The organism is Roseiarcus fermentans (genome assembly GCF_003315135.1).
GTDB classification, from domain to species: domain Bacteria; phylum Pseudomonadota; class Alphaproteobacteria; order Rhizobiales; family Beijerinckiaceae; genus Roseiarcus; species Roseiarcus fermentans.
In genome coordinates this window covers 79,218-104,082 of record NZ_QNRK01000008.1, presented here as the reverse complement: position 1 = coordinate 104,082, position 24,865 = coordinate 79,218, and the positions used below count along the sequence as shown (strand labels likewise).

The window sequence follows — 24,865 nt, the reverse complement described above, 5'->3', positions numbered from 1 at the left end:
CGGTCAGACCGTGGTCCGAGCCCCTGATTGACAATATTTGGCAAAAGCCGCCATACGTCGCCTGGAGGTTTCGAGATGGCGACCATGAACGTTTCCCTGCCCGATCCGATGAGGGATTGGGTCGAGGCGCAGACCCGCGCCGGCCGCTACAGCAGCGCGAGCGATTACGTGCGCGACCTGATCCGGCGCGACCAGGAGCGGACGGACAAGATGGCCGAATTGCAACGGCTCATCACCGAAGGAATGGAGAGCGGCGTGAGCGCTCGATCCCTCGACGACCTTCTCGAGATGGCGCGCGCCCAAGCGGCCAACGTCGCGTCCGGTCGTGTATAGGACGACCCTCCGAGCCGATCAGGATATCATCGACATCTATCTGTGGGCGCCGCAAAGTGGGGGCGGGCCCAGGCCGAGCCGGCGGCGTGTTGATCGTACGCGTCCTGCATGGACGGCAGGATTGGGAACGGCATCTCTGAGACGGTCGGCGCGCTGCAGTTCATGCCCGAGGGGATCGGACCGAACACACGCGCGATGCGGCGGTCAGCCTAGCCAAATCGCCGGGCGAGGCGTAGGTATGGACCCCAGCATTTCACCGACAGGCTGGGCTTTACGAGGATCGCATCCGATGCCGGACATCGACTTCGCCACCGTCATCTTCGCGCTGGTGGCTTTGTTCGTCGCCTTCAAGCTCCGTTCCGTTCTGGGCACCCGCAACGACGGCGAGCGGCCGCCGGGCGGCCTGCTCGCCCCCCTGCGCCGCGTTCCCGGTCCCGCCGGCCCCGTCGCCGCTCCGCCCCAGGCCGCGGCGGCTGCGCCCGCCCCGACGCTGTCGCCGGCCGAGCGCTGGCAGGCCGTTGCGGCGCCGGACGCGTTCGCCGGCCTCGAGGCCATCGCCGCGGCCGACCGCAGCTTCGAGGCCGACACCTTCCTGTCCGGGGCGCGGGCCGCCTACGACATGGTCGTCCAGGCGTTCGCCGCCGGCGACCGGCCGACCCTGCAGAGCCTGATGGCGCCGGAAGCGTTCGCCAATTTCGACGCCGCGATCAAGGCCCGCGCCGCCGCCGGCCACACGATGACGACGACCGTGGTGTCGATCGACGACGCGCGGATCGCCGCGGCCCAGCTCGCCGGCGCGATGGCGCAGATCGCCGTCCGCTTCGGCTCCAAGCTTGCCTCCGTCACCCGCGACAAGGCCGGGGACATCGTCGAAGGCTCGGCGATGGACGTCGCCGACCACATCGACCTGTGGACGTTCGTGCGCGACGTGCGCTCGCGCGACCCCAACTGGCTCCTGACCGCGACCCAGTCGGAGCGGTGAGCGCGGCGGCGCCCGCGCCCCGGCTCGACAGGATCGATTTCGCCGGCCTCGCCGGATTGTCCGACTGCGACGCCCTCGACGCCTTCCGCTGTTTCGCCGTCTCGGCCCGCGCGATCGCCGCCGCCCGACCCGAGGGACGGGCGGCGCGGCCGCCGTCGGCCGCGCTGACGGCCGCAGCGCGCGCGGCGCTGGCCGCGACCGTCGACGGCGGCGCGGCGGCGCGCGCCTTCTTCGAAGCCTGGTTCCGGCCGCACCGCGTTGCTGCGGAATCCGGCGGCGCCGGGTTTCTGACCGGCTATTACGAGCCGCTGGTCCCCGCTTCCCCTGTCGAGACGGAGACCTTTCGCTGGCCGCTGCTCGCCCGTCCGGCCGATCTCGGGCGGCGCGTCCCCTACTCCGACCGGGAAAGAATCGAACGCGAGCGGCGCGACCCGATCGCCTGGGTGGTCGACGCGGTCGAGGCCTTTCTCATCCAGGTGCAGGGATCGGCGCAGTTCGTCTTTCCGGACGGACGCGTTGCGCGCGCGGCCTACGACGGCCGCAACGGCCTGCCCTATACGTCGGTCGGCCGCATTCTGATCGAGACCGGCGCGATCGCCGAGCGCGACATGTCGCTCGCCGCCCTGAAGGCCTGGTTGCGCGAGGCCGGCGTCGGCGAAGGCCAGGCCGGGTTGCGGCTCATGCGGCGCAATCGCTCGTTCGTGTTCTTCCGGCTGGTCGCCGATTTCGACCCCTCGCTCGGGCCGGTGGCGGGCGCGGGCGTCCCGCTGACGCCGCTGCGTTCGATCGCCGTCGACCGGGCCCTCTGGAGCTACGGCCTTCCCTTCTGGATCGAGGCCGAGATCCCGTGGCGGAGCGCGACGCCGACCGCGTTCCGGCGCCTGACGATCGCGCAGGACACCGGCTCGGCGATTGTCGGACCCGCCCGCGCCGACCTATTCTTCGGCGGCGGCGACGCGGCCGGCGCGCGCGCCGGGGCGATTCGCCATAGCGGCGACTTCACCGTGTTCCTGCCGGCCGGAGACGAGCCGTGACGGAGGGCGCCCCGCCCCATCGCCTGAGGCGCCTCAGCGACGAGGAGATCGCGCTCTGGACCGAGGTCGCGCGCAGCGTCTCGCGCCGGCGCGGCGCGATCCTGCCGGCGCCGGCCAAGCCCGTCCAGCCGAAGCCGGCCGCGCCGCCCGCGCCGCCAGCCATTCCCGAAGCCAAGCCCGCCAAATTCCGCGCCCCGCCGCTCGCGCCGCTCGAGCGCCGACTCAAGCGCGACCTCGCCCGGGGACGCGGGGCGATCGACGACGCGCTCGACCTCCACGGCATGACCCAGGCCGAGGCGCATCAGGCGTTGCGCGGCTTCCTGCGCCGGGCGCAATCGCGCGGGGCGCGGCTGGTGATCGTCGTCACCGGCAAGGGCGGCCCGCTCGGGGGACTCGATCGCTGGGACGACGAGCGCGGGGTGCTCAAGCGCCTCACGCCCCATTGGCTGCGCGACCCCGACCTGCGCCCGATCGTGCTCGGCTTCGAAGAGGCGGGGCGGGCCCACGGCGGCTCGGGCGCGCTCTATGTGCGCCTGCGCCGCGCCCACTGAGGATTTCCTGGGCGGCGACGACCCGCGCTCACGGTGCGCGACCGCGGGGGCCGCGTCCACAGCGACGCCCGACACCCGCCCCGTTACAAGGCGCCCGATCGAGCCGCCCGGGATCCTTCACGTCTGATCAGGGCGTCATTCCGATTCCGTACCGCTCCGCCAATCGCCAGAACCAGTCCTGATCAAGGTCGACGATGCGCGAGTCTTCGATGACGCATGCGCTGGCGCGGTCGAAGATCGCGCAGCAAAGCTCGGTGTCGTCGTGTCGGGCGTGGTAGACGAGGCCATCAGGCCGGATCGGGTGGTCGGCGATCGCCTTCGCCCAGCTTTGCGGAAGGATGTACGGCAATCCGCCATGGGCGACCTCCGCCGTCGCGCCGATCTTCGCCATCCCGGGGCCGTAGAGCCGGACGAACCGGAGGGGCGCGACGACAGCGAGCCGGACGTAAGCCTTCCTGCGCAGGAAGGCGGGATCGATCAGCGTCCGCCCCGGCGTCCGCAGGAAGGTTTCCGCGAAGCCGCCGGCGACGCTCATGGCGCAGTAGAGGACGCCATGACTGGCGTCCACCGCGTTGAAGCGGCCGGCCCCGGATCGGTCGAAATGGATCGGATCGAAGGCGGCGGTGTAGAACCGGTGCAGTGTCGAACCCGTGGCGACGTCCAGAAGATCGGGGCTTCGGCGATGAAGGTCCGGAGGCGGTCGCGGACCGCTCACCCGCCGGGCTCGCCGTAGAGTCGGGCCGCTTCGACCACCTCGGCCACATGGCCGGCGCGAAGGACGTCGATGGGCTTGCGGCCGTCGAGACGGTCGTCCGGATTGGCGAGGAAATTCAGGACCGCCCAGGGCGATTCCACGGGAAGGGCCTTCCGAACCTCCTTGAGTCCGGCCACGATCGAGCCGTCGCGGTTGAATTGCAGCGCAGGGTAACTGCGATGATGGCTCGGGCCGGGGACCGCCAGGACCGAGCCTTCCCGCACGCGCTTGTCGATCGCCTGGCGGGAGACTCCGTGCAGGAGCATGCGGACCTGTCCGAGGTCGTAGGCGCCGCCCGCATCCTCGAGATCCCTGCGGGCGACAAGCGCGCCTTTCAGGATGGCGAGGCCGCGCGCATCGAGCGCGTAAGCGGCTTGATGGATCGCGGGCGCCTCGAATTCGGGCAGGTTCCGAAGCCCTGCCCCAACGCCTTCGAGGATTTCGCCAGAAGGCCGGGTCGCCTTGCGGCGGGCTGAGGTGCGGGCTTTGTTCGTCATGTCGATCTCCGGCGGCAGTCTAGCGCCACGACGCAATTTTAGCAACTTTGACAACCGCCAATCCGGGACGTGGTCAAGGCGGCGCTCGTCGAAAATCGCGTGGCGAAGGGTCAGACGCCGTCAAGCGCGCTCACCGCCGGCGTTGGCGCCAATGAGACCGGGACAGCGCGAATCGAAACTGTCATGATCCCCGCTCAATCTCATGTCCCGATGATCCTCGAGGAGGCGCAGATGGCGACGAAGACCGATTTCACCGCGGACGAGTGGAAACTGCTGCTGCAGAGCCCGCTCGTCGTCGCGGTCGCGATCTCCTCGGCCGATCCGAGCGGGCTGATCGGCCTCATTAAAGAAAGCATGGCGAGCGCGCGGGCGTTGCTCGCCGCGGTGTCCGACCCGGACGCGGACGCCCTGGTCAAGGCGGTGGCGACCGATTACGAGACGTCCGAAGGGCGGGTCGCGGCTCAGGACGGGTTCCGGGCCGCGATCGCCGGGGCGAAGCTGCCGGCCGAACTGGTGGCGAAGGCGACCGAGGCCCTGAAGGCGACGGCGGCGGTCCTCGACGCCAAGGGCGGCGCCGACGCCGTCCCGTTCAAGACCTGGCTCGCCGGCGTCGCCAAGGCGGTCGCCGAGGCCGCCCCCGAAGGCGGCTTTCTCGGCTTCGGCGGGACGCAGGTCAGCGACGCGGAACGGGCGACGGTGGCGGAGGTCGCCGCGGCGCTCGGCGTTCCCGCGCCGGCGGTGTGATCCGCCGCCGCCGCCCTGCGGGAACGCGATCCGGCCGCGGCGCTGAGGTCTGGCCATGAGGAGGCGATCGGCGTAGGAAGGCCGAAAATGCGGCGTCCCGCGCCGGAAACGAGCCTTTCATGACTTCGACCAAAGCTTCGTCGCCCGCCGCGGGCCTGCGCTTCCTCCTCGACACGGCCGATCGCGGCGCGTGGGCCGAGTGGCTGCCGCTCGGGTTCTTTCACGGCGTCACCACCAATCCCGTCCTGCTCGAGGCCGCGGGCTTGCCGTGCGCGATCCCGGCGCTGGAGACGCTGGCGCGCACGGCCTTCGACCTCGGCGCCGGGGAAATCCACATGCAGACCTGGGGACGCACGCGCGACCGTTACGCCGACCATGGCCGCGCTCTCGCCGCGATCGACGGACGAGTCGTGGTCAAGGCGCCGACCACGGTCGAGGGGGTGGCGGCGGCGGCGCGCCTGAAGGGGGACGGCGTCCGGCTGACCATGACGGCGGTCTATTCGGCGGCGCAGACCCTGGTCGCGAGCGCGCTCGGCGCCGACTACGCCGCCCCCTACCTCGGCCGGATGAACGACGCCGGTCACGACGGCTTCGGCGAGATCGCGGGCATGGCGCGGGCGGCGCGCGCCCACGGGTCGACCATGCGCATTCTGGTGGCGTCGCTGCGCGACCCGGGCGATGTCGTCCGGCTGGCCGAGCAGGGGCTCGACACCTTCACCTTCAGCCCGAAGGTCGCGGCCGCCTTCTTCGCCGACGACCTCGCCCGGCAGGCGGTCGAGGCATTCGAGGTCGCCGCCGAAAGCCGGTGAGCGCGCGCGTCTTTTTTTGGGAAAGGGGCGCGCCCGCAACGACGCGACCGGCAACAGGAGGACACCATGGGACTGAAACTCGAGCAAGCGCAATCGATCGTGACGGCGGCGCTCGCCTATGCGCGGGCGCAGGGCCTGAAGCCGATGGGTTTCGTCGTGCTCGACGAGCGGGGCGCGCTGCGCGCGGCCGCAGTGGAGGACGGGACGAGCCTCGCGCGCTGGAAGGTGGCCTGGGGCAAGGCGAACGGCGCGCTCAGCATGGGGGTCAGCTCGCGCAAGCTGCACGAGATGGCGGTCGAGCGGCCGCATTTCGTCGCCGCGCTCGGGAGCGTGTTCGACGCGGGGCTGGTGCCCGTTCCGGGCGGCGTGCTGATCCGAGACGCGGCCGGCGCGGTGATCGGCGCGGCCGGCGCGTCGGGCGACACCTCCGACAACGACGAGGCGGCGCTGCTCGCGGCGATCGGCGAGGCGGGGCTCGGGAGCTAGCGCCGCAACCGCCGCTCGCCGGCCGGAAGACGGGTCCGGGTCGAGGCCAGGCGCCGATGAGCCAGGCGCAGCATGTCGCCAAGGCCGCGCAAGCGCCGATCGCGGCTCGCCTCCCGGCGAGGGCGGTCGGACCGCTCCTTTACGGCCTGCGGCTGTGGGGCTCGATCTGCCTTTCGCTCTATCTCGCCTTCGCGCTGGAACTGAGCGATCCGTCCTGGGCGGCCACGACCGCCGGGCTGGTCTGCCTGCCGCAACTCGGCGCGTCCTTGCGCAAGAGCTCGTATCGGCTGGCGGGAACCGTGGCCGGCGGGATTGCGATCGTCGTCCTCGCCGCCGCCTTCCCGCAGAACCGGGCCGGCTTTTTGATCGGCCTCGCGGCATGGGGCGCGGCCTGCGGTTTCGTCGCCGGGCTGCTCAGGAATTTCGCCGCCTATGGCGCGGGACTCGCCGGCTTCACTGCGGCGGTGATCGGCGGCGACGTCATGGGGCCGACCGGAGGCCTCAGCGACGAGATCGCCACCCTGGCCTGCAACCGCGTGGTCGAGATCGTGATCGGAATCGTCAGCGCGGGGGTCGTGCTTGCCCTGACCGATCTCGGCGGCGCCAGGCGGCGGCTGGGCGCCGACTTCGCCAGTGTGGCCGCCGCGGTCTTTTCCGGGTTCGTCGGTTCGGTGTCGGCGCGCGAGCCCGACGGACCGGCGACCCGCGCGGCGCGGCGCGAAATCATGCGCCGGGTGATCGCCCTCGATCCCTTGATCGACACCGCCATGGGCGAAGCCTCCGACCTGCGCTACCGGTCGCGCATTCTGCAGTCCGCGGTCGACGGATTGATCGCGACGATGACCGCCTGGCGGACGCTGGCTGTGCATCTGGCCCGTTCCTCCGGGACGGGGGACGATCGAGGGGCGCAGTCGGTCGTCCGGATCCTCGATGACTTGCGCCCCACGGCGGACGAGGCCATCGGCGAGGCGCCGGGCCTGCGCGACGCCTGCCGCGCGCGGGCCGGCGCCGTGGCGCGCATCGCGCCGGATTCCCCTTCGTCGCAACTGCTTGCGGACGCCGCCGCGCAAGGCCTGCTCGGCATGGCGCAGGCCCTGAACGGCCTGACCCTGATCGTCGATCCCGAGCGAACGCGTCGCCCGGACGCCCGGGCCGCGCTCTACCCGCCCGATTGGCTGCCTCCGACCATCATCGCGGCGAGGGCGTTCGCAACCATCGGCCTCGTCATGCTGTTCTGGGTGGTGACCGCATGGCCGAGCGGGCCGGTCGCCATCACCTTTGCAACCGTGGCCGTGGTGATCTTCCCGCTGCAGGGCGACCAGGCCTACTCGGCTGCGGCGTCGATGTTCGTCGGCTGCGCGCTGAGCGCCGTCCTCTCCGCGATCCTCGTCTTCGGAATTCTGCCGGGCGTCGCGGGATTCCCCGGTCTCTGCCTTGCGCTCGGACTCCTGTTCGTGCCGCTCGGCGTCCTGGCGGCCTGGCCAATTCAGCCGAAAGTCCTGACTTCGGTCACAGTCTTCATCATGCCGCTCGCCTCGCTCAAGAACGTCATGGCCTACGACGCGGCGCAATTCGGCAATACCGTGCTCGCCATTCTCGCCGGCATCGCGGCCGGCGCGGTCATGATCCTGATCGTCCCGCCGCTCACCCCTGCGGCCCGGACGCGCCGGCTCCTGCGCTTCGGGCTTTCCGATCTGCGGCGGCTGGCGCGAGGGCGCGGGCCGCGGACGCTGCGAGCATGGGAAGGCCGCGCCGCCGCGCGGATCAAGGCGTTGCCGGACGAGGCCGCGCCGATCGAGCGCGCCTGCATGGCCTCGACGCTGACGGTGGGATCGCGAATCATCCGCCTGCGCGGCGCCGCACCGCAATTCCTGTCCGACACGGCGCTTGACGCCGCGCTCGAACCGATCGCCGCGGGGCGCGTCGCCGCGGCGCTCGATGGCCTCGCGGCGCTCGATCGCGCATTGACGGTCGACGGCGGCGACGCGAGGATCGCGCTGACGCTGCGCGCCGCCATCCTCGCCATGACCGAGGAACTGACGGCGCATCCGGAGTTCTACGAGGAGCGGGGCTGAGCATGCGTTTCAGCGAGGTCGATCTCCTCGGCGTCTTTGTCGCGCCGGCGGCGCCCATTCTCGTGGCCGCCGCCCTCGCCTTCCTGATCCTGCGCCGGGCGACGGACCGTCTCGGCGTCTTGCGGCGGGTTTGGCATCCGGCGCTGTTCGAATTCGCCGTCTACGTCATTCTCGTGTCCAGCCTCACCCTCTGGCTGGCGCGGGAGGGCGGCTGAATGGCGAGCGCCGGAACAGACGCGGGCGTCGCCGCGCGGTCATGGCCGCGCGGCGCGCTGCGCGCGTTCGCCACGCTCGCCGCCGTGGCGATCGCGGCCGCGCTCGCCTGGTTCGCGTGGCGCGCCTATATGGGATCGCCCTGGACGCGCGACGGAACCGTGCGCGCCTACATCGTCACGATCGATCCCCAGGTCGCAGGGCAGATTGTCGCGCTGCCGACGCGCGACAATCAGCTCGTTCGCAAGGGCGACCTCCTGTTCCAGATCGACCCGTCGAGCTACGCGATCGCGGCGCGGCGAGCCGAGGCTCAGGTCGACCAGGCGAAGGCGGTGGCGCAGAACGCCGCGGCCGAGTGGACGCGTCGGCAAAAGCTGAACGATCTCGCCGTGACCCTCGAGGAGCAGCAGATCTACGCCGCCAAGTCGCTGAGCGCCAACGCGCAATTGCAGATCGCGCTCGCCGAGCTCGACAACGCCCGGCTCGATCTCGCGCGCACGCGCGTCGTGTCGCCGGTGAACGGCTACGTCACCAACCTTCTGGCGCGCACGGGCGACTACGCCAATGTCGGGCAGCGCGAGGTGTCTCTGATCGACGCCGATTCGTTCTGGGTCGACGCCTATTTCGAGGAGACCTTTCTCGCTACGATCCACGACGGCGACGCGGCGACGGTCAAGCTGATGAGCGATCCTCGGGACCTCCGGGGCCATGTCGAAAGCCTGGCGCGCGGCATCAGCGTGCCGAACGCCGCGCCCTCCGGCCTGGGCCTCGCGACGGTCAACCCGATCTTCGCCTTCGTCCGGCTCGCCCAGCGAGTCCCGGTCCGCATCCATCTCGACGCCGTCCCCGCCGACCTGCGGCTCGTGGCGGGCACGACTGCGACTGTCGCGATCGATCCCTCGCCGGCGCGGGCAGCGGATGCGACGAGATCCGGGATTGCCAGCGCTCCCGGCGCGGGCGCTTCCCCGATCGCGCCTGTCCCCGTCGCCGGCCCGCCGACGCCTGCGGTCGCGTCGACCTCGCTCGCGGCCGCGGATGCCAGCGCGGCCGCCATCCTGCCCGCGCTGGCGATCGCCGCGGGCGCGACGAGCGGGCCCGGCGCCCCGCCGCCGGCCGGCGCCATCAATCACGGGGAAGCCGGCGGGTCATCCGCCCGCCCGACGCCGCCGGCGAGCGTCGCGCGAGAGGAAGCCACGGAAATTGCTTCCGAAGAAGCCTTCGACCGCACGCTCGACATCGAGGGACGGCCAACGGCCGTGCAGCCGCCGCCGCGCGCGCCGGAGACGCTGCGCCGCCGCGGAAGCCAGGGCCGTCGCCATCGCGAGCGTCCGTAAGCCGCAGGCGGACGTCAGTCGCTCGAAAGCCCGCGAACGGCTTCCGACTCCGGCGTCCGCCTCGAGAACCGAACCGGGCTGGTCCATTCCCGGGCGGTCTCCCGCCGGATTTCGGACGGGGTCTGCCCGGTCCAGCGTCGGAAAGCCTTGCGAAAATTCGCGACGTCGTTGAACCCCACCAGCATGCCGATGTCGTCCACGCTCATGTGCGTCGTCTTCAGATATTCGACGGCCAACGAACGATAGACGTCGTCCAGAATCTCGGAGAATGACAATTCCTCTTCCTTCAGGCGGCGTCGCAGGGTTCGAGACGTCATGTTGAGCGTCCGGGCGACGTCCTCCATGCCGGGAAAATGGCCGGGCCGCCTGATCAGGATCTCGTAGATCTGGCCCGATAGTCCGGCCGAAGCCCGGGCCTTGTCGATGAGGCCTTCGCAGGTTTCCTGAAACATGGCCGAGGTCAGCGGATGGGCGAGCGGCGGTCTCTCGTCGAGAATCGCCCTATCGTAGTGCAATTCGCTGCGCGATTGGTCGAAAACGCACCGGCAGCAAAGATAGTCCTCATAAATCGCGGCGTGGGGCGGCGCGGGATAGGAAAAGCAGGCCTTCAGCGGCCGCACGTCGTGCCCGGCGACGTCCTGAAGATGGATAACCTGCTGGGTGTACTGCTGCTCGATCAGGAAACGGCGCAGCTCCGCCGAGGGCGCAAAGGTAAATTCGTCGGGAAACGTCCACATGGCCGCATCCGGAAACTCCCGCCATTCGATCGTGAGCATGGGCGCAGCCAGGAGATGGTATTTGACGCCGAGCCTGAAGTAATCCCGGAGCGAAAGCCCTGACATCAACGCATAGCCGTACATCCCGTAGGCGTAGAGGTGCAGCCGCGAGCCGACCCGAAAGGGCGTGCTGGCGTCGGCCGAAAGCCGCAGAGCGTTCCGGCAGGCCTGAGCGTACTGCCGGACTGACGTTCTCACCGTCGGGTCCGTGAGGTCTTCGGCTCGGACTCCGGTGCCGCGCAGGCACTCCTCGGCCGCGATTCCCTGCTCTCGCAGAGTCTCGACCAGCGCGGCCAATTTGAACGGCGCATAGAGTTTCTCACCGGTCAGGGGGCGTCGCGCGGCCATGGCTCCTCCGAATGTCCTCCAAGCACACCAGTTCTGTCCGAAAGCAACCTTGGCTTCTCAACAGGACGAAACTAGCGTCCAGACAAGACAACCTGCCGGGACGAACTTGGTGGACGCCTCTCCCTCCTGATGTCAGCCGCATTCCGGACTGATCCAGGTCCGCCGTGACAGGTCGGCTGCTGACCGCCCGTTCCCTTGCCGTAACGGCGCCCCGGCCTTTGCGAGCCGAAGCGCGCCAACACAGTCGCGCCATCCGGCCTTCGACGACCGCAGGCGATGTATCGCAAAATTGACAGGCCCGCCACACATGAAGAGCTCAAACCGCAAAGTGATCATTTCCTGCGCGATCACCGGCGCGACCCATGTTCCGTCGATGTCCGAGCACCTTCCGCTGACCCCGGAGCAGATCGCCGCGCAGGCGATCGAGGCCGCCGCGGCCGGAGCGGCGATCATTCACCTGCACGCGCGCGATCCCGCTGACGGTCGCCCGACGCCCAGTCCCGAGATTTATCGTCAGTTCGTTCCCGTCATCGCCGCCGCCAGCGACGCCGTCATCAACATCACGACGGGCGGGAGCACGAAGATGTCGATGACGGAGCGGCTTGCCTTTCCAATGCAGGCCAAGCCGGAGATGTGCTCGCTGAACATGGGCTCAATGAACTTTTCGATCCACGACGTCGCATCACGAATTTCAAACTGGCGCTACGACTGGGAGGAGCAATACCTGGCAGGCATGGAAGACCGAGTCTTCCGAAATACCTTCAAGGAGATCAGGCAAATTTTACTTGAACTCGGCGAGGACGGCACGCGTTTCGAATTCGAGTGCTACGACGTCGGACAACTCTACAATCTCGCGTATTTTGCCGATCAGGGCCTCGTCAAGCCGCCCTTCTTTATCCAGGCGATCTTCGGAATCCTCGGCGGCCTCGGGACGGACCCTGAAAACCTGACCGTGATGAGGACGACGGCCGACCGATTGTTCGGACGTGAGAACTATGAATTCTCCGTCCTCGGGGCCGGGCGCCATCAACTTCCGTTCGTCACCATGGCGGCGATCATGGGCGGCAATGTCCGGGTCGGACTCGAGGACAGCATCTACCTGGAAAAGGGAGTCAAGGCGAAGACCAGCGCGGAGCAGGTCAGAAAGATACGCAGAATTCTCGAAGAGCTTTCACTTGAAGTCGCCACGCCCGACGAGGCGCGAGCGCGGCTCGGATTGAAGGGATCGGATCAAGTTCACTTCTGAATAGCCAACTGGGAGGAAAAAACGGTGAGTATGGAAAGACCGAGAGCGGGTCAGGACGAGGCGCATCGCCTCGCGACTCTCAAAGCGATGCAGCGGTTGCTGCCGCTGATGTGCGCGATCTACTTCCTGTCGTTCATCGACCGGACGAATGTCGGCATGGCCAAGTCCGCGCTTCAGCATCAACTCGGAATCGGCCCCGAAACCTACGGCCTCGGCGCTGGAATCTTCTTCTGGGGATACGCGCTCCTCGAAGTGCCGAGCAACCTCATGACCTATCGCGTCGGTCCTCGCACGTGGATCGCGCGGATCGCGATCACCTGGGGCGCCCTGTCGGCGGCGATGATGTTCGTGCAAGGCGACTGGTCGTTCATAGCGCTTCGGGTCCTGCTGGGAATCGCGGAAGCGGGACTGTTTCCGGCCCTCATGTACGTGACCACGCTTTGGTTCGCGCAAAAAGACCGATCCGTCGCAGTCGGGTGGATCTATACCGCGCCCTCGATGGGGCTGATCGTCGGCAGCATTCTCGGCGGCGCCTTGTTGCAGCTCGACGGCCTCCTGGGCCTCGCCGGTTGGCAGTGGATGTTCCTGCTCGAGGGCCTCCCGACCATCGTGCTCGGCGTGATCCTGTTCTTCGTGTTCCCGGATCGCCCGAAAGCCGCGTCCTGGCTGACCCCGGGCGAGGCCGACGTCCTGGAAAGCTATGCGGCCGGCGGCGCGAGCCCGCATCATGTCAAGGGCGCGTGGCTGACCGCATTGAAGCAACCGACGACGCTTCTGATGGGCCTGGTCTACTTCTTCAACCAGGTGGGCTTCGTCGGCCTGTACTTCTTCGCCCCGGCGATGGTCGGCCAAATGCATGCCTCGAGCCCGTTCATCGTCGGCTTGCTGTCGAGTTCGGTCGGATTCGGTTTCCTCCTCGGCATCCTGATCCTGCCCCGCATTCATCGTCACGTCAGCAACGACTTCGTCTTTCTGGCGGTGCTGACGGCGGGCTTCGCGATCAGCGCTGCGGTGTTCATGGTCATCCCGACGCCGGCCGTTCGGATCGCGCTGTTCGTGATCACCGCCTTCTTCGGCGGCGGCATTCTGCCGATCTACTGGGCGGTGTCGATGAAGCGTCTCCATGGCGTCCAGGCCGCCTCCGGCCTCGCGATGATCAACACGATCGGTTTGCTCGGCGGTTTTGCGGGACCCTATATTTTCGGCCTGGTCGAGAAATCCACCGGCACCAGCCTGTCGGCCTTCGGCGTGATCGTGGTCACGGCCGTGATCGGCCTGGCGCTCATCCCGCTGCTCGCACGGGCGTTTCACGCCAATGCGCACGCGTTTCCAGCCGTTGAAAAGCCGGCTTGAGTTGCCCATGCCGGCGCGGGCGGCGCGCCGTTTCGACGCCGCCCGCGAACGCTCGATGGGGCTGACATCAAGACAGTCGAGCTCCTCGGGCCGTCGCCTGGACATCCAGACCCCGGGGCGGCGCGAAGGCGGGTTTCGATCGCGCCTCCAACCCCTCGGGACGGCGCGCAGGCCGAGCACGACCGTTGCGGCACGATCCCATGAGGTCGCATTCGCCGCCCGGACGCCTGCGGGTCGAGCCGAACGCGACGCGACAGTCCTGTCCGACGGTCGAAACCAAAGCTACATCCTCCGGCCATGGCGGATCGCGCTCTCGACGCCGCTCGGCGTGAGGCCGATGTCGCGCAGCGAAGCGCAATCGAGCATCTGAGCGCTGGCGATGTGGCGTCGCACGCGCCATTCGCCGTGTAGCTCGAGCAGGAATGCAACGAGGTTGCGCGAGGGCCCGCGAGCCGGTTGGATCGTTGGCGCGGTCGACTGACGAGCAAGCAAGGACATGGTCGCCTCCGGTGAAGTTCGACCGCCACGTTAGGCGCGCAGCTTGCATTAGGAAATCGAATGTCTATGATACCCGACATTGCAATCGGTAATGAATGACCATGACCCGCAACCTCGACACCGCCCTGATCCGCAGCTTCGTCACGGTCGCCGAAACGAGCAGCATGACCGCGGCGGCCAACGCGCTGCACCTGACCCAGGGCGCCGTGAGCCAGCAGATCAAGCGCCTTGAAGACGCTTTCGCTTGCCCCCTGTTCGAACGCGACCGGCGCGGGCTGGCGCTGACCAACGCCGGCGAGCGGCTGCTCGGTAAGGCGCGCCGCCTGCTGGCGCTCAATGACGAGATCTGGGCCGAGATCACCACGCCTGCCTTCACCGGCGAAGTCAGGCTCGGCATGCCCTGTGATCTCCTCACGACTTACCTGCCGCCGATCCTGAAAACCTATGCCCAGGAATATCCACAAGTGGATGTTGCGCTGGTGTGCCTGACCTCGCCATTGCTTGCGCAGGCCCTGGCCGCCGGCGAAATCGATCTCGCGATCATCGAGGAGCCCGCTGGCCCTTCCGAGGGCGAATGCCTCGCGATCGAACGCCTCGTCTGGGTCGGTGGCAAGGGGGGCGAAGCCTATCTGAAGCGTCCGCTGCCGCTCTCGATCGTGAGCGACACCTGCGCGTTTCGCCCGGTCGTGTTCGACGCCATGCGTCGCGCGGGACTCGCCTGGCGGCTGGTGTTCGGCACCGGCAGCTCGGAGGCGATCACGGCGACCGTGCTGACGGACCTCGCCGTGACGGCTTCGCTCGCCGCTACGGTTCCGCCGGGGCTCGACATTCTGACGACGGAGTCGGGCTTGCCGGACCTCTCGACTTTCGCGATCAACCTGCATCTGCCGCACGCCCAGATGAGCCCGATTGCGCAGGGCCTTGCGCGCCACATCCGCGACAGCTTCGTCGGACGGGGGCGACTGAAGGCGGCGTGATCAGGCGGGCAGGCGGCTGGGCCGCTGTCGTCGCGGTGCGGCATCGGGCGCGTCGCCCACGCCCGACCGCGCCGAGCGCTCGACCGAGGATTTCACGCTTCTCGGACGCGCCCGCGCTGCGCATTGAGCGCCCGGGCGATTTCCGCCGCGAGTTGAGACTGGAGATACGGCTTGTTGATCCGCCCGAACGAGAGTTGGGAAAACTCCGGCAGATCCGCGTACCCGGTGGCCATGACGACCGCGAGACGCGGCCGTACCCCCAACGCCGCCTTTGCGAGCTCGACTCCATTCATTTTCGGCATGGAGTAGTCGGTGAACAGGAGATCGATGTCCTCGTCGCCTTCCAAGATGTCGAGCGCCTGAGCCCCGGAACCAGCCTCGATCACGGAGTGGCCGAGATCCATCAGCATGTCGGCCGTGCTGCTCGCGATCAACGAGTCGTCATCGACGACCAGTATGCGGATTTTGTCCGATTCCGTCCGCTCCTCGCCGGACACGCAGGGCGTCGCCGTCCTGCCGGCGGCGCTGCTTTCGGGAAGCCAAAGCTCGGCTCTCGTCCCGCGGTCGACTTCGCTGAAAATTCTCAACGCGCCCTTGAGCTGAACGGCCAGGCCATGCACCATCGACAGGCCGAGGCCGGTGCCTTTGCCGACCCCCTTGGTGGAAAAGAACGGATCGACAGCCTTGGCGAGCGTCTCCGCGCTCATCCCGTGCCCGGTGTCGCTGACCGTCAGTCGAACGTAGCGCCCGGCCGCCAGTTCATCGCCGCTTTCGGCTGTCGGCTCCGACACGCTGATCGTCAGCACGCCGCCTCCGGGCATGGCGTCCCGCGCGTTGAGCACGAGGTTGAGCACTGCGAGTTCGATCTGGTTCGCGTCGACGAGGGCGACCGGCGGCGTCGGCGGATAGTCGAGTCGCAGCTCGATTTGCGGGCCGATCGAGCGTTCGATCAGATCGGTCATTCCCTGGATCAGCTCACGCAGATTCCGCGGCTCGAGCTCGAGGGTCTGCTGGCGGGCAAAAGCCAGCAACCGCTGGGTGACGGAAGCCCCGCGCCGCGCTCCCTGCATCGCCCCCTCGACGAGGCGCCGGAAGGTCGGATCGTCGCCCGAACACTTCTTTTGCAGCAGCTCCAGGTTGCTCATGATCGCCGTCAGCAGATTGTTGAAATCATGCGCCAGTCCGCCAGTCAGTTGACCGATGGCCTCCATCTTCTGGGATTGCCGCAACTGCGCTTCGGCGCGCCGGCGCTGCTCCATCTCGGCGACCACGGCCGCGTGCGCCTGCTCGAGTTGCGCCGTCCGCTCGGAAACGCGTCGCTCGAGCGTTTCGTTGACCTGCCGAAGCACGGTTTCCGCTTGTTTTCGAACGGTGATGTCGGACGCGACGCCGACCAGCCGCGAACCCCCGTTACGGTCGCGCGCCAGCCGGGCCCGCAATTCCGCCCAATGGTGACGCTCGCCCGATACGCGCCGATATTCGATCGCCAGGTCGTCCCCGGTTTCGATGGCGGCGCGGAACGCCTGCGCGACGCGTCCTCGATCGTCGCGATCGACGACCGCCAGCAGATCGTCGGCCGAAAGCGGCCCCTCGGATTCGAGTCCCAGGACGGCTCTGCAACTCTCGCCGGCGATGAGCGCGCGCCCCGGCAGACGCAACTCCCACGATCCGAGCCGACCGGCGATCAGCGCCATTCGCAGCCGTTCCTCGCCCTCGCGCAATTCCTCGATTCGCGTCCGCGCTTCGAACTGCCTTTGACGCGCCTTGTAGGCGGTGCGGGCGACGCTCTTGAACGTCGCCGCCCGAAATGGCCGCTCTAGGAATGTGAGATTGCCCAGGATGTTCGCCAGTCGCTCCGTGCCGGGACCCGGCTCGGCGTCGAACCGGCGTTGCGTCAGCACGACGATTGGCAGGTCGGACCACGGCGGCTGGTTTCTCAGGCGCGCCGTGACGATTCCCAGATCGCAGGACTGCAAGGCTTCCTCTGTGGCGACGACGAAGCTGACCGTTTCGCCAAGCGCCCGCTCGAAGGCGGCAAAGTCCGGACAGATCGACGACTCGATGTCCGATTGCCGCAGCAGCGCCTGAGCGATGCCGGAGTCGCGGCCGTGCGGAGCAAAGATCAGGGCGCAGACGTTGTGCGGATCGAGGTTCGCCATGATGAGTTCGCTTGGTCAAATTGCGGAAGGAGCCTCCCCCGACGGGTAGCCTCTCAGGATGCCTTCGAACCGCGTGATCGGGTCGCCGAGGCTGAGGCCGTTCTCGGTGATGCTGAACTCCCTGATCGTCTTCTCGTGGCCTCCCATTCGCTTCTTGATGACCGAGACAGCGCGCCGGAGGTGGCCCTGAGCCTCGAAATAGCGAAGCAGGATGACCGTATCGGCAAGATAGGTAATGTCCACGGGGGCTGTCATCGCACCTACGATCCCATGCTGCGCAACTGTCAGAAACGTATTCGCGCCCTGCCGATTCAGATATTGCAGCAACTCGTGCACGTGGAGGATCAGCGCCCTTTCGTCAGGCATTGCCGCTGCGTAGCCGTTCAGGCTATCCACCAGGACTGTCTTCGCCTGTATGCTGTCGACCAACGAACGAACGAGCCATGAGAATTCTCCGGGCGACATCTCCGCGGCGTCCACCTGCTGGATGATTAAAGACCCGTCGGCCTGCATCCGTTCCAGATCGACGCCCAGTTTTTTCATGCGATCGAACAGCAGGCCGAGTTCCTCGTCGAACACGAACATGGCCGCCTTCTCGCCGCGCTGGACGGCATTCGCCAGGAACTGGATGGCGAACGTGCTCTTGCCCGCGCCGGCGGGGCCGAGAACGAGCATGCTCGATCCCTTTTCCACCCCGCCGCCCAGAAGCGCGTCCAGTTCGGCGAGGCCGCTCGAGATTTGCGAACGGTCGAATCGAGTGCGGTGCTCGGCGGCGACCAGCCGGGGAAACACCGCGACCCCGCCCGTCCTGATCGCATAGTCATGGTAGCCGAGACGAAAGGAACGGCCGCGGAATTTTGGCACCCGAAGCCGCCGACGCCCGCCGCCGTAGTTGGTCGGCACGTCCTCGAGCTGGATGACGCCGTGGGCGACACTGTGAACAGTCTTGTCGTTGCTGTCGGAAGTCAGATCGTCGAGCAAAAGCACGGTCGTTTTGCGGCGCGCAAAATAGTGTTTGATCGCAAGCAACTGGCGCCGATAACGAAGCGAATTCTGCGCGAGCAGGCGAATTTCTGAAAGACTGTCCAGCACAACTCTATCGGCGTTGATCTTTTCAAACGCCGCGAAGATCGAGCGGATTGTCTCGCCGAGCTCCAGCTCCGAGGAATACAGCAGCGTTTGCTGCTGCTCTTCATCGAGCAGACTCTCGGGGGGAACCGCTTCAAAAATCTGGGTATTGGCGTCGATCGTCCAACCATGCGAAGCGGCCGTCTCCCGCAATTCCTGCTCGGTCTCCGACAAGACGATATAGAGGCCTCGCTCGCCGAGCCTTGCTCCCTCGAGAATAAAGCGCAATGCGATCGTCGTTTTGCCGGTTCCTGGACTTCCTTCGAGCAGATAGACGTGCCCAGCCGCCAGGCCGCCGGCCAGCACCTCGTCGAGTCCGGGCAGGCCGGTGTGGGCGATCTGGTCCTTGTCGGGAATGAACGGCATGATCGGTTCCTGCTGATCGTCTCTGCCTGCCGGCCGCCCACGACGAGGAGCCAGGCGTCGTCTGGTTTACGGCCCAACCCCCGGACGGGTCAAAGGTTTCGGAGCGGCGTTTCCGTCGCCCGCCGGACCGTTCGATCGGGCGCGGCGACGCCCCCGTGGTTCGGGCGGACTGCGCCCTGCAGCCTTGGCCTCTTGGGCGCCCGGGTCGCCGAGGCCGCCGGTTCGCCCGTCGCCCGCCCCGCCCGATGCGGCGCGCTCGGCGCGGCGGGAATTGACCGCGCCCGCCGGCAGTGCGAAAGCGCGCGGATGCAGGCGCTTTGACGCGAGGGGCGATGACGACGACGATCGAGGTTCTGGGCCTGGGCAATTCGCTGGTCGACATTCTCGCCCACGCCGACGACGCCTATCTCGAGGCGCAGGACATGGCGAAAGGGGCGATGACCCTGATCGACGAGGACCGCGCCGAGGCGCTCTACGCCGCCCGGGTCGATCCGATCGTCGTGTCGGGCGGCTCGGCCGCCAACACCATCGTCGGGGTCGCCTCGCTCGGCGTCGCGGCCGCCTATATCGGCAAGGTCAAGTCCGACCCGCTCGGGGACGCCTTCATTGCCGACATCCGCTCGACCGGCGTCCGGTTCGACACGAGCCCGGCCGGGCACGGGCCGGCGACGGGGCGCTGCTTCGTCTATGTCACGCCCGACGGCGAGCGCACCATGAACACCTATCTCGGCGCCAGCACCTACCTCGCGCCGGCCGACGTCGACGAGGACCTGGTCCGCGCGGCGAAGGTCGTCTATCTCGAAGGCTACATGTGGGACCGGCCGGCGGCCAAGTCCGCCTTCCAGAAGGCGGGAACGATCGCTCACGCGGCCGGGCGCCGGGTCGCGCTGACCCTGTCCGATTCCTTCTGCGTCGACCGCTTCCGCGGCGAGTTCATCGAGCTCATGCGCTCGAAGACGGTCGACACCATCTTCGCCAACACCGACGAGCTGCTCTCGCTCTACGAGACGCCGCATTTCGAGGAGGCGCTCGACGCGCTGCGCGCCGAGGGGGTGCTCGGCGTCGTGACCCGGTCGGCGAAGGGCTGCATCGTGATCGAGGGCGAGGGTACGTGGGAAGCGCCGGCTTTCCCGATCAAGAAGCTGGTCGACACCACCGGCGCGGGCGACATGTTCGCCGCCGGGTTCCTGGCCGGCCTGGCGCGGAACCTCGACATGACCGCCTGCGGCCGCCTCGGCGCGCTGGCCGCGGCCGAGATCATCCAGCACCTCGGCGCGCGCCCGCAAGTCCCGCTCGCGGCGCTGGCGGCGGAGCACGGGCTGACGCTGTAGAGGCGAGATCTTCGTGCAAGGCGCCGGCGACCCCTCACCCGTCGGCCTTCGGCCGACACCCTCTCCCTGAGGGAGAGGGGCGCCAGCCCTTCCCCCTGAGGGGAAGGCGGCGCGAAGCGCCGGATGAGGGCTCTTCGTCCCGACTCGAGATTCGCGGTGGTCGGGGTTCGCCCTTTCCCTCAGTCGCGCTTCATCAGCCGTTCGAGGTAGTCGCGTTCGTCCTCGGAGCGATTGGGGTCGGCGAGACGGCGGCGCAGTTCGTCCATCACCTTGCGGGCGCGTTCGGCGACGCTGCCCATGTCGCGCAGCGGCCCCTCGTTGCGGCCGATGTCGCCCTGGCGGCGCCCGCGCCCGAGCGGATCCTCGCCCTGCTGCTCGCCCGGGCGCATCCGCCGCGCCTGATAGCGGCCCTGCCCGCCCTGGCCCGAGCCGTTCATCTGCTGCTGCAGCCCCTGGGCGCCCTCGCGCAGCGCCTCGATCGCCCGCCCCTGGGCGTCGACCGCGGCGCCTTTGCCTGATCTGGACCCGCGCGGAGTCGGCTCGCCGCCCTGTCCCTGTCCGCCCTGGAGGTCGCCCTCGGCCTCCTGCATGGCGCCTTCGGCGGCGTCGAATCCCTTCTCGCCCTTGGCGCCGAGACTCTTCAGCATGCGCTGCATCTCGGCCAGCCGGTCGCCGAGCGCCTTCTGCCGCCCCGCGAGTTCCTGGTCGCCCGGGCTCGCCTCCTTGTCGGACCGGCTGGCGCCGTCGTCCTCTTCGGCCTCCGCCTGGCCGTCGTCGCCGGGCGCCGCTTGCGCGCCGGGGTTCGGCGCCGGGCGCGCCTTGCGCCGCCGCTCCTCGTCGCGCTGGTCGCTGCGGAACGTGTCGTCGCGCAGCGCCTGCTGATCCCGCATCAGCTTGCCGAGTTCGTCGATCTGCTTCTGCAGCGCGCGCTCGGCCGCGCTCTCCTGGTCGTTCTCGGCGCTCTGCATGTTCTCGAACATGGACTGCATCTGATCGAGCATCGCCTCGGCTTGCTCGCGCGCGCCCTCGCGCGCGGCCTGTTCGAGGCGGTCCATCAGCTTGTCGAGGCTTTGCGCCTGCCGGTTCGAGTCCTGCGCGCTCTGGTCGCCGTTCTTTTCCGCCTTCATCGCCATTTCGGCGGCGAAGCGCTGCGCCGCCTCGCGCAGGGCCTGCGTCAGCTTCCTGATCTCGTCGTCGCTCGCGCCGCGCTTGAGCGCCTCGCGCAGCGCCTGCTCGGCCGCGCGCAGGTCGCGCTGCGCCGCCGTCATGTCGCCGTCCTCGATCTGGAGCGCCATGGTCCACAGCAACTGGGCGACGCCGAGGAGATCGGCGTCGGTATGCGCGGCGTCGAGCGCGTTGCTCGCCTGTTTCAGGCCGAGATAGACGCCGGCCGGCGTGTCGAACAGTTCCGGCGCGACCGAAAGCCCGGTCAGCGCGGCCTCGACCCGCCGCGGCGCGAAGTCGGGATCGAGGATCAGGTCGCGCCGCTCCTCGACCAGCGCGCGGGCCAGCGGATTGTGGAACGGCCGTTGCGGCAGGGTCACCTCCACCGGCGCGCTCCTGCCCGTCTTGCCGGAGACGCTGGTCGCGCCGAGCGTCATCGTTACGCGCGCGCCGGCCCAGGGGTGTTCGGAGAGGTCCAGCGTGGAGCGGGCCTCGCCGGCGCCGTTGGCGGAGTTCGGCGTCTCGAGGCCGGCCTGGGGCGGTTCGGCGAGGCTGCGCGGCGCGGGCTTCGTCGGATCGCGCGGCAGCGCGAAATCGGCGCGCGCGCCGGTCACGCCGTAGCGCTCCTCGATCCGGTAGGCGAGCGTCATCGAGCCGCTGAGATTGCTCTCGGGCTCGCTCGTCAGCGCGATGGTGGGCGCGCCGGCCGCGATGACCGAGAATGCGACGTCGGCCGCCCTGGACCCGCCGCGCCAGATCGTCGCCCTGCCCTGGCCGCGGATCGTCCAGCGCCGCTCGGACGGCGGCTTCACCCCCGATTGCGCCGCCGGTTTCGCCTCCCCCTCGACCGGGTCGATCGCTCCCTCGACCTTGGTCTCGACGACGCCCGGCTCCCCCCGCACGACGAGGACCGACCCTTCGAACGCCGTCAGCGTCTGCGCCGCGCCCGAAGCGACGTCGATCACCACCGGCGGGCGGCCGGCATAGGGCGGAGGATCGATCCAGGCGTCGATCCGGCTTCCGGCGGCGGCGGCCGGCGCCGCTCCGTCGCGCCAGTCGAAGGCGGCGGCGAGGCGTCCGGCGAGTTCCGGCCCCGCCACCACCGCCGCGGCGAAAGCCATCATCGCGACGCCGAAGCGCAGAGCGTAGGGGTCGTGCTCGGCGAGCCCGGGCGCCGGCGGCGCCACCCGCACCGCCTCGACCGCGCGACGAAGCCGGGCCTGATGCGCCGCCCACAGGGCGCGCGTCGCCGGATCGTCGCCGTTGGCGAGCGAATCGCCGAGCGAGGTCGCCGGCCGGTGCGCCGCCCCCGAATCCCGGTCGAGCCTCGCCGCGATGTCGCGCGCGCCCGGCCAGCGGAGTCTGAAGAGCGGCCACAGGGCGAAGACGAGGCCGAGCGCGAACAGCATCACCCCGCCGATGCGCAGCGCGCGCGGAGCGACCAGCCAGACGCCGAGCCACGAGACGGCGAGGAACAGGATCGCGACGCCCACGCCCGCCACCACCGGGGGCCACGCCCGCTCCACGAGCAGCGCGCGCCCGGCGCGGCGCGACAGGCCGTCGAGCCGGCCGTTCAGTTCCGCGTCGCTTTTGTCGTCATGCGCCTCGGCCAAGCTCGTCCCGATCGTTCGAGAGAGGAAGCAAGTCTTACGCCAACCAAGGCGGAAGTTTGTCGAGCGCGATCATTTCCTCGTAGCTCGGCCGCGGCCGGACGACTGCGAATTCCGCGCCCTTGACCAGAACCTCGGGCGCGAGCGGGCGGGTATTGTAGGTTCCGGCCTGCACCGCGCCGTAGGCGCCCGCCGTCATCACCGCGATCAGGTCGCCTGCGGCGACCTCCGGGATGTCGCGGTCGAGCGCGAGGTAGTCGCCGCTCTCGCACACCGGTCCCACCACGTCGGCGCGGATCATCCGCCCCGCGCGCGGGGCAGGCGCGCGAACGGGCAAAATGTCGTGATAGGCGTCGTAGAGCGTCGGGCGGATGAGGTCGTTCATCGCCGCGTCGACGATGACGAAGCTCTTGCCCTCGCCCGTCTTGACGAAAATCACCGAGGCGACCAGCACGCCGGCGTTGCCGACGATCAGCCGTCCGGGCTCGAGAATCACCCGGCAGCCGAGCGCCCGCGTATGGCGCGCCACGATGGCGGCGTAGTCGTCGGGGAACGGAGGCGGATCGTTGTCGGCGCGGTAGGGAATGCCGAGCCCGCCGCCGAGATCGACGTGGTCGATTCGATGACCGTCGGCGCGCAGGGTCCCGACGAAATCGGCGAGCAGCGCGAACGCGTCGTCGAACGGCGTCAGATCCGTGATCTGCGAGCCGATGTGCATGTCGACGCCGTGTACTTCGACGCCGGGAAGCGTCCGGGCGCGCGCGAACACCTCGCGGGCGCGCGAGATCGGCACGCCGAACTTGTTCTCCGACTTGCCGGTCGAGATCTTGGCGTGCGTCCTGGCGTCGACGTCCGGGTTGACCCGGATCGCGATCGGCGCCCGCTCGCCGCGCGCCGCCGCGACCTCGGACAGGGCCTCGAGTTCGGGCTCGGATTCGATGTTGAAGCACAGGATGCGCTCGTCGAGCGCGAGAGTCATTTCGGCCCGGGTCTTGCCGACCCCGGAGAAGACGATCTTTTCCGAAGGCACGCCGGCGGCGCGCGCCCGTCTCAGTTCGCCCCCGCTGACGACGTCCATCCCGGCGCCGAGCCCGGCCAGGGTCTTGAGGACCGCCTGGTTCGAGTTCGCCTTCATCGCATAGGCGACGAGCGCGTCCTGCCCGGCGAAGGCGTCGCAGAACACCCGGAAATGCCGCTCGATGGTGGCGCTCGAATAGCAATAGAACGGCGTGCCGACCGCCCGGGCGATCTCGGGCAACGGGACCTGTTCGGCGCTGAGCACGCCGTCTCGATAGGCGAAGTGACGCATGCGCCCTTATTTCAGCAGGAAGTCGAGAAAGAAAGGCCGATTGGGCGGCGTGATCGGCGGGATTTTCGGCTTCATCTGGGGGTTGAGGGTGTCGCTGCTCACCTCGCCCGGCTTCGGCATCTCCGGTTTGGCCTGCGCGCTCGCGTCCGGCGGCGGTTCGAGCGGCCCGATGCGCCCGCAGGCCGCGAGCGCCACGGCGGCGAGGACGGACAGCGCCAGCGCGCGGCGGGCGGAAGACGGCGAACGGGCGGGCAAGGGACGCGACTCCGGCGAGGACGCGTCCTTATACCCGATCGCGGCGGCGATGCGAGGCCCCCCGCGGGGCGGCGCCTCAGCCGCCGCCGTTGTCGACGCAGTTCGTCTTGTTGCAATCGTTGCGGTTGCGCGACAGGGGATCCGGCTGTCGCTTGTGCGGAACCTGTCCCATCGTTTGCGGCGCCGTGGGGCCGGGCGCCGGCGCTCCGCGCGTCCGGTCCGCTCCCGCGCCCTGCGACGCGGGCGAATCCGAATCGCGCGCGGCGGGCGGCGTTTGCGCGAGGCCGGGGGCCGCGAGCGCGAGGGCGGCGGCGAAGGTCAGGGCGACAGGCTTGATCATCACGGTCTCTCCATCAGACGGGCTGAAACCTCGTCAGCGGACCAACCGGGAAGCGGCCTCGCGTGTTCCCCGGCGACGCCGGCGCGGCGCGCCCGGTTTCCCGGGGCGAGGCGGCGAACGGAACCGGCAGTCCGGGATTGCGTTTCCGGCTGGCGGCCTCGGCGACTCGCGCACGATCCGTCGGCGTGCGATA

At 68.9% G+C, this 24,865-nt stretch carries 23 protein-coding genes; 14 read left to right on the top strand and 9 right to left on the bottom strand.

The features are described from left to right. Positions 1 to 75 precede the first annotated feature (75 nt). The 4 genes from DFR50_RS08900 to DFR50_RS08885 all read left to right on the top strand — a co-directional run bounded on the left by DFR50_RS08900 (position 76) and on the right by DFR50_RS08885 (position 2,900). Complete coding sequence (locus DFR50_RS08900) at positions 76 to 333, top strand: type II toxin-antitoxin system ParD family antitoxin (RefSeq protein WP_113888846.1); 258 nt, start codon at positions 76 to 78, stop codon at positions 331 to 333. 289 nt (positions 334 to 622) lie between these two features. Further along, a complete protein-coding gene (locus DFR50_RS08895) occupies positions 623 to 1,315 on the top strand; it encodes a Tim44/TimA family putative adaptor protein (RefSeq protein WP_113888845.1) in 693 nt (230 codons plus the stop codon). Further along, positions 1,312 to 2,349 carry an MltA domain-containing protein gene (locus DFR50_RS08890; protein ID WP_113888844.1) on the top strand — a complete coding sequence of 346 codons (1,038 nt, stop codon included), beginning with the start codon at positions 1,312 to 1,314 and terminating at the stop codon, positions 2,347 to 2,349. The genes DFR50_RS08895 and DFR50_RS08890 overlap by 4 nt, the downstream gene beginning before the upstream one ends. Further along, on the top strand, positions 2,346 to 2,900 hold the full coding sequence (locus tag DFR50_RS08885) for a Smr/MutS family protein (protein WP_113888843.1): 555 nt from the start codon (positions 2,346 to 2,348) through the stop codon (positions 2,898 to 2,900). Before DFR50_RS08890 ends, DFR50_RS08885 begins: the two co-directional genes overlap by 4 nt. A gap of 127 nt (positions 2,901 to 3,027) precedes the next feature. Here DFR50_RS08885 and DFR50_RS08880 read toward each other — a convergent pair whose 3' ends face one another. Both DFR50_RS08880 and DFR50_RS08875 read right to left on the bottom strand, forming a co-directional pair. Next, complete coding sequence (locus DFR50_RS08880) at positions 3,028 to 3,615, bottom strand: RES family NAD+ phosphorylase (protein ID WP_113888842.1); 588 nt, start codon at positions 3,613 to 3,615, stop codon at positions 3,028 to 3,030. After that, a complete protein-coding gene (locus tag DFR50_RS08875) occupies positions 3,612 to 4,151 on the bottom strand; it encodes a hypothetical protein (protein ID WP_113888841.1) in 540 nt (179 codons plus the stop codon). Before DFR50_RS08875 ends, DFR50_RS08880 begins: the two co-directional genes overlap by 4 nt. Positions 4,152 to 4,334: 183 nt before the next feature. Here DFR50_RS08875 and DFR50_RS08870 point away from each other — a divergent pair, with 183 nt between their 5' ends. The 6 genes from DFR50_RS08870 to DFR50_RS08845 all read left to right on the top strand — a co-directional run bounded on the left by DFR50_RS08870 (position 4,335) and on the right by DFR50_RS08845 (position 9,812). Continuing rightward, complete coding sequence (locus tag DFR50_RS08870; RefSeq protein WP_245427496.1) at positions 4,335 to 4,895, top strand: hypothetical protein; 561 nt, start codon at positions 4,335 to 4,337, stop codon at positions 4,893 to 4,895. A 119-nt stretch (positions 4,896 to 5,014) separates the two neighbouring features. Further along, complete coding sequence (locus tag DFR50_RS08865) at positions 5,015 to 5,704, top strand: transaldolase family protein (protein WP_113888840.1); 690 nt, start codon at positions 5,015 to 5,017, stop codon at positions 5,702 to 5,704. Positions 5,705 to 5,770: 66 nt separating this feature from the next. Continuing rightward, positions 5,771 to 6,190, top strand: coding sequence for a GlcG/HbpS family heme-binding protein (locus DFR50_RS08860; RefSeq protein ID WP_113888839.1), 420 nt, complete (start codon positions 5,771 to 5,773; stop codon positions 6,188 to 6,190). 56 nt (positions 6,191 to 6,246) lie between these two features. Continuing rightward, positions 6,247 to 8,265, top strand: coding sequence for an FUSC family protein (locus DFR50_RS08855; protein ID WP_113888838.1), 2,019 nt, complete (start codon positions 6,247 to 6,249; stop codon positions 8,263 to 8,265). Positions 8,266 to 8,267: 2 nt separating this feature from the next. Then, positions 8,268 to 8,480 carry a DUF1656 domain-containing protein gene (locus tag DFR50_RS08850; RefSeq protein WP_113888837.1) on the top strand — a complete coding sequence of 71 codons (213 nt, stop codon included), beginning with the start codon at positions 8,268 to 8,270 and terminating at the stop codon, positions 8,478 to 8,480. Continuing rightward, entirely contained in the window at positions 8,481 to 9,812 is a 1,332-nt protein-coding gene (locus DFR50_RS08845) for an efflux RND transporter periplasmic adaptor subunit (RefSeq protein WP_113888836.1), read from the top strand. A 14-nt stretch (positions 9,813 to 9,826) separates the two neighbouring features. Here DFR50_RS08845 and DFR50_RS08840 read toward each other — a convergent pair whose 3' ends face one another. Continuing rightward, positions 9,827 to 10,936: an AraC family transcriptional regulator gene (locus DFR50_RS08840; RefSeq protein WP_113888835.1), complete on the bottom strand. Its 1,110-nt coding sequence runs from the start codon at positions 10,934 to 10,936 to the stop codon at positions 9,827 to 9,829. A 307-nt stretch (positions 10,937 to 11,243) separates the two neighbouring features. Between DFR50_RS08840 and kce the strand changes: the two genes are divergently transcribed. From kce to DFR50_RS08820, 3 genes are all read left to right on the top strand, one after another. After that, a complete protein-coding gene (gene kce / locus DFR50_RS08835; protein WP_113888834.1) occupies positions 11,244 to 12,182 on the top strand; it encodes a 3,5-dioxohexanoate:acetyl-CoA acetone transferase in 939 nt (312 codons plus the stop codon). Positions 12,183 to 12,212: 30 nt separating this feature from the next. Further along, positions 12,213 to 13,535 (top strand): MFS transporter, encoded by a 1,323-nt coding sequence (locus DFR50_RS08830; RefSeq protein ID WP_245427519.1) that lies wholly within the window; start codon positions 12,213 to 12,215, stop codon positions 13,533 to 13,535. 599 nt (positions 13,536 to 14,134) lie between these two features. Next, positions 14,135 to 15,010 carry a LysR family transcriptional regulator gene (locus DFR50_RS08820; protein ID WP_113888937.1) on the top strand — a complete coding sequence of 292 codons (876 nt, stop codon included), beginning with the start codon at positions 14,135 to 14,137 and terminating at the stop codon, positions 15,008 to 15,010. A 92-nt stretch (positions 15,011 to 15,102) separates the two neighbouring features. Here DFR50_RS08820 and DFR50_RS08815 read toward each other — a convergent pair whose 3' ends face one another. After that, the gene (locus DFR50_RS08815) at positions 15,103 to 17,169 is read right to left on the bottom strand and encodes a hybrid sensor histidine kinase/response regulator (protein WP_113888832.1); all 2,067 of its coding nucleotides are present in this window, start codon (positions 17,167 to 17,169) and stop codon (positions 15,103 to 15,105) included. Positions 17,170 to 17,184: 15 nt separating this feature from the next. Beyond that, positions 17,185 to 18,663 carry an ATPase domain-containing protein gene (locus DFR50_RS08810; RefSeq protein ID WP_113888831.1) on the bottom strand — a complete coding sequence of 493 codons (1,479 nt, stop codon included), beginning with the start codon at positions 18,661 to 18,663 and terminating at the stop codon, positions 17,185 to 17,187. Positions 18,664 to 18,995: 332 nt separating this feature from the next. Between DFR50_RS08810 and DFR50_RS08805 the strand changes: the two genes are divergently transcribed. After that, positions 18,996 to 19,994 (top strand): adenosine kinase, encoded by a 999-nt coding sequence (locus DFR50_RS08805; protein WP_113888830.1) that lies wholly within the window; start codon positions 18,996 to 18,998, stop codon positions 19,992 to 19,994. A gap of 179 nt (positions 19,995 to 20,173) precedes the next feature. On the opposite strand, the gene DFR50_RS08800 is transcribed toward DFR50_RS08805, so the two are convergent. The 4 genes from DFR50_RS08800 to DFR50_RS32860 all read right to left on the bottom strand — a co-directional run bounded on the left by DFR50_RS08800 (position 20,174) and on the right by DFR50_RS32860 (position 24,672). Continuing rightward, positions 20,174 to 22,771, bottom strand: a complete 2,598-nt coding sequence (locus DFR50_RS08800; RefSeq protein ID WP_170153117.1) for a TIGR02302 family protein — start codon at positions 22,769 to 22,771, stop codon at positions 20,174 to 20,176. Between the two features lie 34 nt (positions 22,772 to 22,805). Beyond that, positions 22,806 to 24,077, bottom strand: coding sequence for a diaminopimelate decarboxylase (gene lysA, locus DFR50_RS08795; RefSeq protein ID WP_113888828.1), 1,272 nt, complete (start codon positions 24,075 to 24,077; stop codon positions 22,806 to 22,808). A 6-nt stretch (positions 24,078 to 24,083) separates the two neighbouring features. Continuing rightward, positions 24,084 to 24,332, bottom strand: a complete 249-nt coding sequence (gene lptM / locus DFR50_RS31310; protein ID WP_147262704.1) for an LPS translocon maturation chaperone LptM — start codon at positions 24,330 to 24,332, stop codon at positions 24,084 to 24,086. Positions 24,333 to 24,408: 76 nt separating this feature from the next. After that, positions 24,409 to 24,672 (bottom strand): hypothetical protein, encoded by a 264-nt coding sequence (locus tag DFR50_RS32860; RefSeq protein WP_245427493.1) that lies wholly within the window; start codon positions 24,670 to 24,672, stop codon positions 24,409 to 24,411. Between the last annotated feature and the right edge of the window lie 193 nt (positions 24,673 to 24,865).